Source organism: Nocardia tengchongensis, from assembly GCF_054781395.1.
Map to the genome: position 1 here is coordinate 1457054 of NZ_BAAGUM010000006.1, position 14479 is coordinate 1471532.

A 14479-nucleotide genomic window follows, 5' to 3' on the forward strand; every position below is an offset into this window, starting at 1 on the left:
GATTCACTGCTCGGCCGCCAGTCGATCCACCACCGGCTGCAGGTCCTCGACCAGCAGGCTGCGCAGGAACACCGCCGCCACCCGATGCTGCTTGTCCAGCACGATGGTGGTGGGAATGACGCTGGTGGGGAACTTGCCGCCGAGCGCCAGCAGGCTGCGCATGGACGGGTCGTAGACGGAGGGGTAACCGACCTTGTTGTCGGTCACGAAATCCTGGGCCTTGTCCTTCTGGTTGTCCCGGACATCGATGCCCAGGAAGGCGACGCCCTTGTCCTTGCTCGCCTCGTAAACCTGTTCCAGCGCAGACACTTCCGCGCGACACGGGCCGCACCACTGACCCCAGATATTGAGGACCACGACCTTGCCCGGGAAATCGTCCACCGACGCGGTCTTGCCGTCGTGCATCAGATCCGGGCCGGACAGCTTGCCGATGGTGCCGCGCGCGGCCGGCGGATCGTAGAAGATCTCGGTCTTGCCGCCCGGCGAGACGAAGTCGAAGGTGCCGCCTTGGGCCACCGCGTCCTTGCCCGCCGTCGTGCATCCGGCGAGCACAGCCACCACGGTCAGTCCCGCCAGCACGGCCGCCACCCGCCGCAGCGGGCGGCGGGCGGATCCGGGCCGGGACGCGATGGCGCGGCTCATGCCCCGGTCACCGAGGGATCGGACGCGCCCGCGGGCTCCGAGTAGACGATGTCGATCAACGTATCGCCCTGGTAGACCAGGGAAGTCAGCGACGCCAGCGAACACTGGCGGTTGCGCGGGTCGTGCCACAGGCGCTGGCCCTGCAGGAAACGGCGCAGGGTCCACACCGGCAGCTGATGCGACACCAGCACGGCCTCGCGGCCGGCGGCCTCCACCCGCGCCTTGTTCACCGCGGCCAGCATGCGGTGCGCGATCTGCAGATACGGCTCGCCCCACGACGGGGAGAACGGGTCGCGCAGCTTCCACCAGTGCCGGGGCTTACGCAGAGCACCGGCCGTGACCCGCAGGCCCTCGAAGGTGTTGCCCGCCTCGATCAGGTTGTCGTCGGTGCGGATGACCAGGCCGTGCCCGGTCGCGATCGGATTCGCGGTCTCCTGCGCCCGCTGCAGCGGCGACGCCACCACCAGCGCGATGTCGTGGTCGGCCAGCGAGCGCGCCACGGCCTGCGCCTGCGCGCGGCCCGTCACCGACAGCTGGAAGCCGGGCAGGCGCCCGTACAGCACACCGTTCGGGTTGTGCACCTCGCCGTGCCGCAGCACGTGGACGATCGTCTCGACGTCACCGGCCACGTCACCGGGCAGGATCAATCCGCTGCCGACGCCGGTCACCTGGATCGGGTCGATCTCTTCCGCGGCAACGAATTCCGTGTCCAATTCAGCGGATTCGTCGGCGTCGGGATCGACCTCGACCACGATTTCGGACGAGAACGAAGCGACATCGGCGGGAGATTCCACGGCGTCATCGACGTCAGCGGCAACGAACGACGCGGCCGGGGTCTCGACGACCGGGGCGGCGAACTCCTCCGCCGCGGACACGGCAGCCTCGAACACCGGGGTCGGGTCGTCGTAACGGCTCTCGGATTCGGTGGCGGCGGCGCCACTTCCGGCGACCTCCGCGACATCCTGATCAGCGCGGTCGGTGGCCGCCTCGGAAACCTGCGATTCCGTTGCGGCGGAGGCGGATTCGGCCACCGCGACGACGGCGATCTGCTCGCCGGTCTCGGCGAGTTCGCCTTCGGCCTGGCGGATGGAGTCCAGCAGGCGGGTCGCCTCGTCGGCGGACAGCGGGGCCTCGTGCTGGGCGGGGGCGGGTAGGCCCGAATCGGGGTGGGACGAGCTCACGCGGCGGATCCTTCGGGAGTGGCGGCCGCCGCGGCGCGCGCGGCGGCGGGGAGGGCGGCGGCGATGCGGTCGAAAGCGTCCTCGTCGAGAGCGGCCGAAACGAACCAGGCTTCGAAAGCGCTCGGCGGCGCGTACACGCCGGCATCCAGCAGCGCGTGGAAGAAGGCTGGGAAACGCCAGGTCTCGGCGGCCTTGGCGGCGGCGTAGTCGGTGACCGGGTTCTCGGCGAAGAACACGCTCACCATATTGCCCGCGAATTGCACCCGGTGCGCGACGCCTTCGGCGGTCAGCGCCTCGGTCAGCAGCCCGCCCAGGCGCTCCGAGTTCTTGTTCAAGGTCGCGTACACCGACTCGTCGGCGGCGCGCAGCGTGGCCAGGCCCGCCGCCACCGCCACCGGGTTACCGGACAGGGTGCCCGCCTGATAGACCGGGCCCAGCGGGGCCAGGTGATTCATGATGTCGGCGCGCCCGCCGAAGGCGGCGGCCGGCAGGCCACCGCTCATCACCTTGCCGAAGGTGTACAGGTCGCCGGCCACGCCGTCGATCCCGAACCAGCCGGAGTGGCTGACCCGGAACCCGGTCATGACCTCGTCCATGATGAGCAGCGCGCCGTGCTCGGTGGTGAGCCGGCGCAGGCCCTCGTTGAAACCGGGGACCGGCGCGACCGCGCCCATATTGCCCGCCGCGGCCTCGGTGATGACGCACGCGATCTCGCCCGGGTGGGCGGCGAAGGCGGCGGCCACGGCCTCCAGGTCGTTGTAGGGCAGCACCAGGGTGTCGGCCGCCTGCGCACCGGTGACGCCCGGCGAGGTCGGCAGACCCAGGGTGGCCACGCCGGATCCGGCGTCGGCCAGCAGCGCGTCCACGTGACCGTGGTAGCAGCCGCTGAACTTCACGATCTTGGTGCGGCCGGTGAAGCCGCGGGCCAGCCGGACCGCGCTCATGGTGGCCTCGGTGCCCGAGTTCACCAGGCGCACGCGCTCGACCGGAGCGACCCGGCCCGCGATGGCCTCGGCGAGTTCGATTTCCGCCTCGGTCGGCGCGCCGAAGGACAGTCCGCCGGTGGCCGCCCGCTGCACGGCCTCGACGACCGCCGGGTGCGCGTGCCCGAGGATCATCGGACCCCACGAGCACACCAGGTCCACGTAGTCGTTGCCGTCGGCGTCGGTCAGCGTGCACCCGCGCGCGGAGGCGATGAACCGCGGCGTGCCGCCCACGGAATTGAAGGCCCGCACCGGCGAATTCACGCCACCGGGGATGACCGCCGCGGCGCGTTCGAAAAGTTGAGCTGAGACCGGGACCGACACCTGGCTCACACGCGGAGAAGAACTCACGGCACCCAGTCTCTCAGCCGCCCCGGCCCTCGTCGACGACAGGGTGTAGTCGAGTGGCTCTTCCCACAGCCAACCCGTCATCTTCGCACTCTGCACCGAACACCGCATCCCGGAGACCAACGGCTGAGATCCTGGAGAGCGGACGGTCGAGCAACACGCCGGAGTGCGATTCGGACAACGTGATTCGCTACTCGATTGCTGGTGCGTAATGTCTCGATGCAGGAAGCGGCTTCGGAGAGAGGGCGGGACGTATGCGGGTCGTTCGGTACGGGGTTGGGATCATGGCGGTGGCGGCGGGGCTGGCCGCCGGGGCCGGAGCGGCACAGGCCGCGGTGCCGGTGGTCCAGATCGATCAGGGCCGGGTGGGGGTGGCGCTGTCGCACCAGGAGACGGCCGCGCTCGCCGATGGCCCATTACCGGCGGTGATCAGCATGTTCGTGCCGCTGAGCCGGATGGGCGCGGGCCTGCAGCCGGATACCACCATCTACAAGGACGACAAGGGCGGCGTGCACGCCTCGCTGCGGCAGGTGATGTCGGAGGCCGCGGATCACCCCGACGGCAGTGTCACCCTCTTCGTGAACGTGCCGAGCAAGGGCGGTCGAGTGCTGGATGTTTACCAGAACTGGGGCTGAGCCCTTTTCACCGGTTTCATCCCTCGCCTGATCCAGTCGAGCGGAGACGGCGGCGCGGTCTGCGGGCGCGCCGCCGCACCCCCCGCTACAAGAGCGGAACCCCCAGGCAGAACGCCGCCCATCCGGTGGACAGCAGGCAGTTCAGCTGGGGTGGTAGTAGGTCTACCCAGGACGACGCCACCGATGGTGGCCGGTAATCCGCGACGGAATCGACGGGTGCCGCGGCCGCCGGTGCCACGGCCACAGCGCCGACGAGCCCCGCGGCCAGCACCGCGGGGGCGATGCGTTTCACGAGATCTGTGCGCTTCATGGCCATGATTCTCCGCGCCCGCCCGGACCGGGCCTAGGCCAAACCAGACTTCGCACCCTTCAGCACGGTGTGTCGCGCCGGGCTCGCCGAGCACGAATCGGCTGATCAGACAAAACGGTCAGCTTCGGTGAAAGGGTCAGCGGGCGAGCCGAACCGCCCGCGCGGCCCCGTCGATCAGCACCGATCCGGACATGATCGCCAGCAGCGCGCACCCCGCCAGCCACGGCCCGACATAGCGGGTCGCGGTGAACGCGGGCACCTCGCCCTGTGGCTTGAACACCGTGGTCTGCACGCCGTTGCGCCAGCACCACACCGCCGCGACCAGCAGCACCGGCACCAGCACGATCTCGGCGATCGCGGTCAGCCACCGCATCACAGTGCCTCCTGGGCCTCGTCGTCGGTCCCGCGCGGCGGCTCCAGCGCATCGTTCAGCGCCGCGCGCAGCGTGACATGGTCGCGCGCCCACGCCTGCACCAGCCGGCCGTCGGTCAGCTTCAGGCCGATTCCCTTGCGCCGCCGCGGCACTCCGGTCAGCTCGCCCAGCGCCCGCGCGGACTGCCAATCCTCGTAGTCCCAGGATTCTTCGTCCTCTTCGGGCAGCACCGCGGCGATCTCGCGCAGCGGCACCACCTCGGTGCCCTCGCGCAAATGCTCCGGCGTCAGCTCGACACTGATGTGGCGCTTGCCCGCGATCACCTGCAACCAGACGAAGCCGGCCAGCAGCACGGCACAGAAGGCCAGTCCGAACCAGTGGATGTCGCCGCCGCGGAACAGCTCGATCACCAGGATGATCGCGCACATCGCGGGCCCGTAGGCAATGGTTCGCCAGCGCGCGCCCGGCTCGGAGAACAGCACGGGTCCGGGGGCGTGGAGGGCCTCACTCATAGGTCGAGCGTAAAGATCGCGGAACGACTCAGTGGGCCAGGCCCGGAATCAGCAGTACGGCAAGGGTCAGCAGTCCGAAGACGAACAACAGACTCAGTACCAGCACATCGCGCCGCAGGCTGTGCGGCTGCTGGATCACCACTCGCATCGTTGCTCCGCCTTCCCGGGGGGCTCGACGCGCCATTGTCTAACGCGCGACGGCCGACTTCCGGTTCCCGAAATAGTTGTGACAGCCCTCACCATACCCGTTGGTAGCCCGGCGACAAACTCGGGCTTGCTAACCCGGTCCGGGCCGGAAGTAGGCCTCGGATTCGCTTCGGTAGCACAGGAACACGGCCCCGGCCGCCGCCACCGCCTGCACGATCCCGGCGCCGCCCGCGACCAGCGCGGCCACCCCGTCCTTGGCGCCGACCCCGAACAACGTGCCCGCCGCACCGAGCACCAGGAAGATCCCGAATCCGGTGAGAACCGCTCGGGCCCAGTTCTTTCCGCGACCCAACTGCCACACCACCGCCACCGCGGCCCCGGACAGCACCAGCCAGAACACCGCGACCAGCACGAACACCACGGCCGTCCAGACCTGCACCTGCGCCAGCGTGACGGCCGGCTGCTGCTCGTGCACCTCGTCGAACATCTGCTGCGCCAACTCGTTCCGCTGCCCGAACTGCGAGATCAGCGACGCGATCAACTGCACCAGGCCGACACCGAGCGCGACGTACCAGAGCTGACAGGCCGTGCCCACGTCCTCCGGGGCCGGGCGCGCCGAAACATTCGGCGGGACCATAGGATTCACGATCACGAATTATCCGATACCACGCCCGCCGGCCGCTGCCCCGCTCACGACAGCCAGTGCGCGGCCTCGGTGGCCCAGTAGGTGAGCACCATGTCCGCGCCCGCGCGCCGGATGCCGAGCAGCGATTCCAGAATCGCGCCCCGGCGGTCGATCCAGCCGCGCTCGGCGGCCGCGGTGATCATGGCGTACTCCCCGGAGATCTGATACGCCGCCACCGGCACCGTGGAGCGGTCCGAAACGTCGCGCAGGATATCCAGATACGACATGGCGGGCTTCACCATGACGATGTCCGCACCCTCCAGCAGATCGAGTTCCAGCTCGCGGATCGCCTCGCGGCGGTTGGCCGGGTCCTGCTGGTAGGTGCGGCGATCGCCCTGCAGCGAGGAGCCGACGGCCTCCCGGAACGGGCCGTAGAACGCCGAGGCGTACTTGGCGGCGTAGGCGAGAATGCCGGTGTCGGTGTAGCCGGCGGCGTCCAGGCCCGCACGGATCGCGCCCACCTGGCCGTCCATCATGCCGCTGGTGCCGAGCAGATCGGCGCCGGTCGCGGCCTGCGCCAGCGCCATCTCGACATAGCGGGTGAGGGTGGCGTCGTTGTCGACGGCGCCGTTGTCGTCCAGCACTCCGCAGTGGCCGTGGTCGGTGAACTCGTCGAGGCAGGTGTCGGCCATGACGACGGTGGAGCCGCCGACCTCCGAGACCAGGGCGGAGAGTCCGCGGTTCAGGATGCCGTCCGGATCGCTGGCCCCGCTCCCCTGCGCGTCCTTGTCCTCCGGCTTGGGCACCCCGAAGAGCATGAGCCCGCCGACGCCCGCGGTCACCGCCTCCGCGGCCGCCTTCCGCAGCGAGTCCATCGAATGCTGGAAAACGCCTGGCATGGAAGAGATCTCACGCGGCTCGTCGATCCCGTCGGCGACGAACATGGGCAGAATCAGATGCCGCGGCTCCAGGCTGGTCTCGGCGACGAGCCGACGCATGGCGGGAGTGCGGCGCAACCGCCGAGGGCGGTCCATTCCGGTCATGCTCGCATGATATGCCCGCCTCGCGGCCGGGGTGCGCGCGCCTCCGGGGCCGGGCCGGGTGGGACGCCAAAGTCATTGTGAGCAGCGGATTTTGTCGGTGGGTCCGAGTAGAATCGAAGATGTGTTCGAAGGGATCGCGCCGCGTTCGAAGGCGCGATTCCGGATCGCGACGGGAGGATTGGCCGTGCTCGCAGCCGTTACCAGCATGTCCGGCAAGGTGAACCGGGGTGCCGGGGTTCCGAAGAAGGGGGAGGTCATCGATCACGCGTGGCGGCCGCTGGCCAAGCAGCCGCTGCCGGCAGGGCAACCACGCACGTGGTACGTCTCGCACAACCGCCGGTTGAAGGCGATGCGCCTGGCCATCGCCCTGCTGGACTCCGGCGCCTTCGCCCCGGACCAGGCAACCAACGAGAAGATCCGCGAGACAGCCGAAGTCGTCGGTGTGCACCGGCCCTCGGATGCCACCTGCCGCATGGTTCGCCGCCTGATGGCGGCGCAACGCTGATCACCACGCGGAGCCGCTGACCGTGGCGAGGCGTGCCGACGTCCGCACGACCGGACGTCGGCACGCCTCCGCGGCACGCGGCGGCGCTAGGAGTTCAGGCAGCCGGTGTGGGTCGATCCCGGCGTGCCGGGATCGGCGGAACCGCTGGTCAGGCACTTCAGCAGGGTCTGCAGCACGGTCACGGCGGGAATGCCGGACGAGCTGACCCCCGGCGCGTCGGCGACCGGCGCCGCGACGCTCGGGGCCTCGGCGAGCGCCGTCGGGGACAGGCCCGCACCCAGCGCGATTCCACACATCGCGATCAGACCGACAGTTGCGCGCTTCATGAATGTTCACCTCTCGAAGATCGAATACCTCATGCAGCGTAGGCATTTCGCTTCCGGATGAAACGACGACAGTTCCATGGGCATCCACCCAGCGAACGCGAGAAACCAACGGATTCACCATGATCGGAGAGGCATGCCCGCACCGGTTCCAGGCTCGGACGCCGGCCGATCGGCAACTCGCGATCGCCGGGTAACAGCGCGAGCCGACCCAGGAATCGGCATGCCGGGCCATCCGACCCACGGCCGCGCCATCGGGTTTCCCGACCTTGCCCAGGCCGATACGACACCGGCCCCGCGTCGCCGAGACGCGGGGCCGGGGTGGCCGTTGTTCGTGCCGAAGCTAGCGGCTGCGGCGGCTCTTCTTGCGGGGCGGGGGCAGCAGGCCCTCGGCGCGCAGGTGCGCGGCATGCTCGGCGAGCGCCTCGACCAGCGGGCCGACCTGGGCGGTCTCGGGCTGCACGTCCACGCGCAGGCCGAATTCGATGGCCGTCTCGGCGGTCTTGGGACCGATGCACGCCACGATGGTGCGGGCGTGCGGCTTGCCCGCGATGCCGACCAGGTTCCGGACCGTGGAGGACGAGGTGAACAGCACGGCGTCGAAGCCGCCGGTCTTGATCATCTCGCGGGTCTCCGCGGGCGGCGGGGAGGCCCGGACGGTGCGGTAGGCGGTGACGTCGTCGATCTCCCAGCCGCGGTCGCGCAGGCCCTCGGCGAGGGTCTCGGTGGCGATGTCCGCGCGGGGCAGCAGCACCCGGTTGACCGGGTCGAAAACGTCGTCGTAGGGCGGGAAGTCGGCCAGCAGGCCCTCGGAGGACTGCTCACCGGACGGCACCAGCTCGGGGTTGATGCCGAAGGAGCGCACCTTCTCCGCGGTGGCCTCGCCGACGCAGGCGATCTTGACGCCGCTGAAGGCGCGGGCGTCCAGGCCGAATTCGCCGAACTTCTCCCACACCGCGCGGACCGCGTTGGTGGAGGTGAAGACGACCCACTGGTAGCGGCCGTCGACCAGGCCCTTGACCGCGCGCTCCATCTGGGCGGGGCTGCGCGGCGGCTCGACCGCGATGGTCGGGACCTCCATCGGGATGGCGCCGTGGTTGACGAGCTTCTCGCTCATCTCGCCGGCCTGCTCCTTGGTGCGCGGTACCAGGACCGTCCAGCCGTAGAGCGCCCGCGACTCCCACCAGGAGGTCTTGGCGCGCTTGTCCACTTCCTTGCCGACCGTGACCACCAGCGGGCCGACCAGTTCGGACGCGGCATTGTTCAGGGTCGCCAGCGTGGCGTCGATGGTGCGCTGCTGGCGGGTGGTGCCGCGCACCGTCACCGCGACCGGGGTCTGCGGCGCCAGGCCGTGCTCCACCAGCGCCGAAGCGGTCTCGGCCAGGTGCCCGGAGGTGGCGTGCAGCACCAGCGGACCCGGCGCGGCCGCGACGGCCGCCCAGTCCACCTCGCCGCGCACATCCACCACGGTGTGGCTGGAGCCCAGCTCGATACCGGCGTAGGCGGGCACCGTGGTGCCGGCCGACAGGCCCGGCAGCACCTCGAAGTTCAGGTGCGAGCGGGTGACCGCGTTGATCTCCTGGATGACCGAGTCAGTGGTCATCGGGTCGCCGGAGACCAGGCGCACCACGTCGGACCCGTTGCGCGCCTCCGCGATCAGGGTCTTGGCCACCTCGGCGGCGTCGCCCAGGGCGGGGCGGGTGTCGACGGGACGGGTCCCGTCGGGGTTCTCCTCGACCGCGGAGCCGATCAGGGCGAGCACGCCCTTGTCGACATCGGGATCGGTGAACGCCAGCGTCGCCCGGCCGAGCACCTCGCGGGCCCGCACGGTGAGCAACGCCGGGTCACCAGGTCCGGACCCCACAAAAAGGATCCGACCGGGATTCTTCTTCGTCACGCGGCTCATCGGCTGTTCTCCATTGGGCTGGGATTCTTGTCGTCGGTGACCTCAGCGGATTCCTCTGTGACGCTGAGCAGTTCGCGCGCCCCCAGCTCCAAGAGCTCGCGCGCCAGTGCCCGGCCCAGGTCCGCGGCATCCGCGACCGGTCCGACCACCGAGGCCCGGATCACATCCGAGCCGTCGATCGCCGCCGCGCAGGCGCGCAGCGACAACTCCTCCACCACCCGGCCGTCGTCGTCGAGTGATTCGACGACCTCGGCCAGCGCGCCGATGGGCGCGGTGCAACCGGCCTCCAATTCGGCCAGCAGCGACCGCTCCGCGGTGATCGCGGCACGGGTGCCGGGATCGTCGAGGGCGGACAGGATGGTCACGAGTTCGGTGTCCTCGCTGCGGCATTCGACCGCCAGCGCACCCTGTGACGGGGCGGGCAGCATCTGCACCGGTTCCAGCGATTCGGTGACGACGTCCAGGCGGTCGATGCGAGCCAGCCCGGCCCGCGCCACCACCACGGCATCCAGTGCACCGGAGGAGACCTTGGAGATTCTGGTGTCGAGATTGCCGCGCAGCGGCACGATCTCGATGCCGAGACCCAGCGCCTTCAGCTGCGCGGCGCGCCGCGGCGCCGAGGTGCCGACCTTCGCGCCGGCGGGCAGCTCGCCCAGCACCAGGCCGTCCCGCGCCACCAGCGCGTCGCGCGGATCCTGCCGGGGCGGGATGGCGGCGATCTCGAAGCGCGGATCCTGCGCGGTCGGCAGATCCTTGTAGGAGTGGACCGCGATGTCGACCGTGCCCGCGGCCAGTTCGTCGCGCAGCGCGGCGGTGAAGACACCCACACCGATCTTCTGCACGGGATCGACGGCGTTCTGGTCACCGGCGGTCTTCACGATCACCAGCTCGGCCTGCTGGCCATTGGCGACCAGGGCGTCGCGCACATGCCCGGCCTGGGTGAGGGCCAGCAGACTGCCGCGGGTGCCGATGCGCCAGGGCGCCTCGACCGTTCCGCGTGCGGTTGTCTCGTTCTCGTGCACCATTGCTCCGGTCATGCGGTGTGCCCCTGTTCGTCGCCCGGGTGAGCGGCGGTGAAATCGTCGGCCAGTTCGCCCTGCAGTGTGGACATCTCCATCGGCGCGGCAACCGCTTGTGCCGCACCGGGTTTGAGTTCGAACAGTTCACGCAACGCCTCGGCGTAGCTGTCCCCGCCCGGCGTGGAGGCCAGCTGCTTGACCCGCACCGTCGGTGCGTGCAGCAGCTTGTCGACCACCCGTCGCACGGTACGGGCGACCTCGTCGCGTTCGGTGGATTCGAGTCCCGGTAGTCGGGAATCCAGGCGCAGCAGTTCGGCTTCGACCACGTCGGCGGCCATCTGGCGCAGCGCGGCGACGGTCGGGGTGACCTCGGCCATGCGCTGTCCGGCAAGGTATTTCGAGAGTTCGTCGGCGACGATGGCGCGCGCGGCGGCGGTGTCGTCGGCGGCCGCGCCGGCCGACGGATCGCGCTGCAGCGTCTCGATGTCGATGACGGTGACGCCCGGCAGCCCGGCGACCGCGTGGTCCACGTCGCGGGGCAGGCCCAGGTCGCAGATGACCAGTTCCTCGGCGCCCGGCTTGGCCGACAGCGCCCGGTGCACGTCGGCGAGGGTGACCACGGTGCCGACCGCGCCGGTACAGGTGATCACCACGTCGGCGGCGGCCATCGCCTCGGCCAGCCGGTCCATCTCGATGGCCTCGGCCGCGACACCGTGCATGGTGGTCGCGGTGGTGGCCAGCCGCTGCGCCTTCTCCAGCGTCCGGTTCACCACGATGATCTTCGCGGCCCCGCCGCGCGCCAGCTGCGCCACCGCGAGCCCGCCCATGGCGCCCGCGCCCAGCACCAGCGCCGTACGCCCGTCCAGCGGACCGTGCACGGCGGCCGCGCGATCCAGCGCCACCGACACCACGGAGGCGCCCGCCCGGTCGATCCCGGTCTCGGAGTGCACCCGCTTGCCGACCCGCAGCGCATGCTGGGCCAGCTCGTGCAGGGTGCGCCCGGAGGCCTGCTGGGCGTCGGAGGCGGCGTAGGCGGCGCGGATCTGGCTGAGGATCTGCTGCTCGCCGACCACCATCGAATCCAGGCCCGAGGACACCGCGAACAGGTGCTCGGCCGCGGCCTCGGCATAGCGCACGTAGGCGTGCTTGGTGAGCTCCGGCAGCGGCAGACCCGAATGCTTGGTGAGCAGTTCGCCGATCTCGCCCAGCGCCGGGTGGAAGGCGTCGACGACCGCGTAGACCTCGATGCGGTTGCAGGTGGAGACGATCATCGCCTCGGACACGTGCGTGGAGGCCAGCATCATGTCGGTCAGCTTGGGCCGGTCGGTCTCGGTGATGGCGATCTTCTCCAGCACCGCCACCGGTGCACTGCGATGCGAGATGCCTACCAGAAGCACACTCATGGCTGGACCACCGCTCCCTTGCTGGTTGTCATGGGCACCCGGGGCAGCAGGGCCCCGGCCGCGGCGCTCATCGCTTCCTCCGCGGCCGATTCCGCGTTGCGGGCCCGCTCGAACGACAGCAGCTGCATCTCCACCGCGAGATCCACTCGCCGCACCTCGACGGTCGCCGGGGCCTCCAGGGCCAGGGCGGAGAAACTCAGGACGCACTGCAGCCCGGCGGCGACCAGCAGGTCGCACACGCCCTGGGCGGCGGCGTCGGGCACGGTGATGACGGCGATGGTGGGCTCGAGCGCGGCCACCGCATCGGTCAATTCGGCCACATCGCGGACGATCAGCCCGGTCACCGAGGTGCCGATGACCGCGGGATCGTTGTCGAACAGCCCGACCATGGCGAAGCCACGCCGCCGGAAACCGCCGTAGCCGACCAGCGCGCGACCCAGGTGACCCGCTCCGACCAGCACCACCCGGTGCCCCTCGGACAAGCCGAGCACATCCTCGATGCGGTCGCGCAGCTTGATCACGTCGTAGCCCACGCCGCGAACGCCGTTGGGTCCGAGGAAGGAAAGATCCTTGCGTAACTTGGCAGAACCGACACCCGCCGCGACAGCCAGTTCCTCACTCGATACGATGGCTACAGCTTCGTCGGCGAGTACGGCGAGGACCCGGAGGTAGGTGGCCAGTCGGGCCACCGTGGCCTGCGGGATGTCTTTCTGCAGAGCCTTGGAGACGCCAGTAGGCGGCGTCTCTTGCTGCTCTGTCACGTCGCTTGCGCTCCTCGTCCGGCCGGGGGTGAGTGTCCGGGTTCTTTTGTCGACCCGACGCCGGGAGACCGTCGCGGTCCTTGCAGGCGAGGTCGAGTCAGGTTCAGGGGGTCGCTTCCGCTGCCCGAGAAGGCGGGTCGCGTGCCACCACCGTAACCGCTTGTGAAGCCCTGCACAAAGTCGGTGAATTCAGTCACTTTGCGGCGGGCTCCGGCCCCGCGTTCATTCAACCCTCATCAGCGCTAACCCGCTACGCAACACACCGGAGCGGACGGCCTGAGGTCGACGCCGCTATTTCGCGAGGTCGGCGCGCAAGCGCGGCTCGTCCACGTCGAAATAGCTGTGCTCACGACCGTCCAGCAACACCACCGGCAGCCGGTCCCCGTATTCGGCGCGCAGGCCCGGATCGGTGGCCGCGGCCACGTCCACGTCCACCGTCTGGACCTCGATGCCGAACTCGGCGCACAGCGGCCGCAATTGCGCCAACGCGGTGTGGCACAGACCGCAACCGTCGCGGGTCAACAGCGTCACGGCATGCGCGGTCGGGTGGCTTTCGAACGGATGGCTCATAGCCTCCATCTAACAACTCTCCGTTATGTCGTTCACCGTCTACGTTCCGGCCATCCCCGAGCGTTACTGTGGACTTGTTCGCGCTAACAGGCGGAGGTACCGGTGCCGGAACGTTCGAAAGAGCAGGGGACGAGCTTCATCGCGGGACGCTTCGGTGAATTCCCGGCGCGTTGGGGCCAGGGGCTGGCTGACCTGCAGGATCAGTTCACCCGCATCACCCGCAGCCCCTTCGGTCCCACCGAGGAAGAGGTCCGCGCCAACCTGGCCGGCGAGGCCAGCGCCGACGCGGCCATCGCCCTGCACGACGCCGAACTGGCCCTGCGGATCGATGACGACACGCCGATGCCGGCCATCGCGCGGGATCTCACCGCCGCGGCCTTCTTCGACGTCGACAACACCATGGTGCAGGGCGCGTCGATCGTGCATTTCGCCCGCGGGCTGGCCTCGCGCAAGTACTTCAAGACCTCCGACCTGGTCGACATGGCCTGGAAGCAGGTCAAATTCCGGGTCACCGGCAAGGAGAGCCACTCGGACATGGCCTCCGGCAAGGAGAAAGCGCTCTCCTTCATCGCGGGCCGCCCGACCGCCGAACTCGCCGCGCTCGGCGAGGAGATCTACGACGAGATCATCGCCGACAAGATCTGGCCCGGCACCCGTGCGCTCGCGCAGATGCACCTGGACGCGGGCCAGCAGGTGTGGCTGGTCACCGCCACGCCGGTGGAACTCGCCCAGGTCATCGCCAAGCGACTGGGCCTGACCGGGGCGCTGGGCACCGTCGCCGAGAGCGAGGACGGCGTGTTCACCGGCCGCCTGGTCGGCGACATCCTGCACGGCCTCGGCAAGGCGCACGCGGTGCGCACCCTGGCCATCCGCGAGGGCCTGAACCTCAAGCGCTGCACCGCCTATTCCGACAGCCACAACGACGTCCCGATGCTCTCGCTGGTGGGCACCGCGGTGGCCATCAACCCGGACGCGGACCTGCGCGAAGTCGCCAAGAACCGCGGCTGGGAGGTACGCGACTTCCGCACCGGCCGCAAGGCCGCGAAAGTCGGTGTGCCCACGGCCCTCGCGCTCGGCGCGGCCGGCGGCGCGGCCGCGGCGGTGCTTTCCCGGAAACGCGAAGCCAAAGCCAGCTAGCGCCCCCCGCCTCCCCGAGACTTCAGCGCACGGCTGAGAGCCGTGAGCGCTGTGCA

Annotated in this window: 17 protein-coding genes; 3 read left to right on the forward strand and 14 right to left on the reverse strand. The window is 69.9% G+C overall.

Annotated features, from left to right (window positions below; all coding sequences use genetic code 11):
* Positions 1–3: 3 nt before the first annotated feature.
* From ACYVKL_RS17595 to hemL, 3 genes are all read right to left on the reverse strand, one after another.
* A complete protein-coding gene (locus tag ACYVKL_RS17595) occupies positions 4–642 on the reverse strand; it encodes a TlpA family protein disulfide reductase (RefSeq protein ID WP_379164635.1) in 639 nt (212 codons plus the stop codon).
* The gene (locus ACYVKL_RS17600; protein ID WP_357192368.1) at positions 639–1283 is read right to left on the reverse strand and encodes a histidine phosphatase family protein; all 645 of its coding nucleotides are present in this window, start codon (positions 1281–1283) and stop codon (positions 639–641) included. The genes ACYVKL_RS17595 and ACYVKL_RS17600 overlap by 4 nt, the downstream gene beginning before the upstream one ends.
* Before the next feature lie 536 nt (positions 1284–1819).
* On the reverse strand, positions 1820–3157 hold the full coding sequence (hemL, locus tag ACYVKL_RS17605; protein ID WP_357190431.1) for a glutamate-1-semialdehyde 2,1-aminomutase: 1338 nt from the start codon (positions 3155–3157) through the stop codon (positions 1820–1822).
* Positions 3158–3438: 281 nt separating this feature from the next.
* Here hemL and ACYVKL_RS17610 point away from each other — a divergent pair, with 281 nt between their 5' ends.
* Positions 3439–3789 carry a hypothetical protein gene (locus ACYVKL_RS17610; protein ID WP_379164637.1) on the forward strand — a complete coding sequence of 117 codons (351 nt, stop codon included), beginning with the start codon at positions 3439–3441 and terminating at the stop codon, positions 3787–3789.
* 85 nt (positions 3790–3874) lie between these two features.
* Here the strand turns inward: ACYVKL_RS17610 and ACYVKL_RS17615 are convergent, their stop codons facing one another.
* The 5 genes from ACYVKL_RS17615 to hemB all read right to left on the reverse strand — a co-directional run bounded on the left by ACYVKL_RS17615 (position 3875) and on the right by hemB (position 6799).
* Positions 3875–4099, reverse strand: coding sequence for a hypothetical protein (locus ACYVKL_RS17615; protein ID WP_379164639.1), 225 nt, complete (start codon positions 4097–4099; stop codon positions 3875–3877).
* A 136-nt stretch (positions 4100–4235) separates the two neighbouring features.
* Entirely contained in the window at positions 4236–4472 is a 237-nt protein-coding gene (locus ACYVKL_RS17620) for a hypothetical protein (RefSeq protein ID WP_379164641.1), read from the reverse strand.
* Complete coding sequence (locus ACYVKL_RS17625) at positions 4472–4984, reverse strand: hypothetical protein (protein WP_379164643.1); 513 nt, start codon at positions 4982–4984, stop codon at positions 4472–4474. The genes ACYVKL_RS17620 and ACYVKL_RS17625 overlap by 1 nt, the downstream gene beginning before the upstream one ends.
* A 277-nt stretch (positions 4985–5261) precedes the next feature.
* Positions 5262–5777 carry a hypothetical protein gene (locus ACYVKL_RS17630; protein WP_379164645.1) on the reverse strand — a complete coding sequence of 172 codons (516 nt, stop codon included), beginning with the start codon at positions 5775–5777 and terminating at the stop codon, positions 5262–5264.
* Positions 5778–5821: 44 nt separating this feature from the next.
* A complete protein-coding gene (gene hemB / locus ACYVKL_RS17635; protein WP_379164647.1) occupies positions 5822–6799 on the reverse strand; it encodes a porphobilinogen synthase in 978 nt (325 codons plus the stop codon).
* Between the two features lie 184 nt (positions 6800–6983).
* Here hemB and ACYVKL_RS17640 point away from each other — a divergent pair, with 184 nt between their 5' ends.
* The gene (locus tag ACYVKL_RS17640) at positions 6984–7304 is read left to right on the forward strand and encodes a hypothetical protein (protein ID WP_379164649.1); all 321 of its coding nucleotides are present in this window, start codon (positions 6984–6986) and stop codon (positions 7302–7304) included.
* A gap of 86 nt (positions 7305–7390) precedes the next feature.
* Here ACYVKL_RS17640 and ACYVKL_RS17645 read toward each other — a convergent pair whose 3' ends face one another.
* The 6 genes from ACYVKL_RS17645 to ACYVKL_RS17670 all read right to left on the reverse strand — a co-directional run bounded on the left by ACYVKL_RS17645 (position 7391) and on the right by ACYVKL_RS17670 (position 13286).
* Positions 7391–7630, reverse strand: coding sequence for a hypothetical protein (locus ACYVKL_RS17645; RefSeq protein WP_379164651.1), 240 nt, complete (start codon positions 7628–7630; stop codon positions 7391–7393).
* A 340-nt stretch (positions 7631–7970) separates the two neighbouring features.
* Positions 7971–9533, reverse strand: a complete 1563-nt coding sequence (locus ACYVKL_RS17650; RefSeq protein WP_379164653.1) for a bifunctional uroporphyrinogen-III C-methyltransferase/uroporphyrinogen-III synthase — start codon at positions 9531–9533, stop codon at positions 7971–7973.
* Positions 9530–10558, reverse strand: a complete 1029-nt coding sequence (gene hemC / locus ACYVKL_RS17655) for a hydroxymethylbilane synthase (RefSeq protein ID WP_379165769.1) — start codon at positions 10556–10558, stop codon at positions 9530–9532. The genes ACYVKL_RS17650 and hemC overlap by 4 nt, the downstream gene beginning before the upstream one ends.
* A gap of 8 nt (positions 10559–10566) precedes the next feature.
* Entirely contained in the window at positions 10567–11955 is a 1389-nt protein-coding gene (locus tag ACYVKL_RS17660; RefSeq protein ID WP_379164655.1) for a glutamyl-tRNA reductase, read from the reverse strand.
* Positions 11952–12716 carry a redox-sensing transcriptional repressor Rex gene (locus ACYVKL_RS17665; RefSeq protein WP_357190411.1) on the reverse strand — a complete coding sequence of 255 codons (765 nt, stop codon included), beginning with the start codon at positions 12714–12716 and terminating at the stop codon, positions 11952–11954. The genes ACYVKL_RS17660 and ACYVKL_RS17665 overlap by 4 nt, the downstream gene beginning before the upstream one ends.
* A 291-nt stretch (positions 12717–13007) precedes the next feature.
* Positions 13008–13286, reverse strand: coding sequence for a glutaredoxin family protein (locus ACYVKL_RS17670; protein ID WP_379164658.1), 279 nt, complete (start codon positions 13284–13286; stop codon positions 13008–13010).
* A gap of 102 nt (positions 13287–13388) precedes the next feature.
* Here ACYVKL_RS17670 and ACYVKL_RS17675 point away from each other — a divergent pair, with 102 nt between their 5' ends.
* Positions 13389–14423, forward strand: a complete 1035-nt coding sequence (locus ACYVKL_RS17675) for an HAD family hydrolase (RefSeq protein WP_379164660.1) — start codon at positions 13389–13391, stop codon at positions 14421–14423.
* Positions 14424–14479 lie beyond the last annotated feature (56 nt).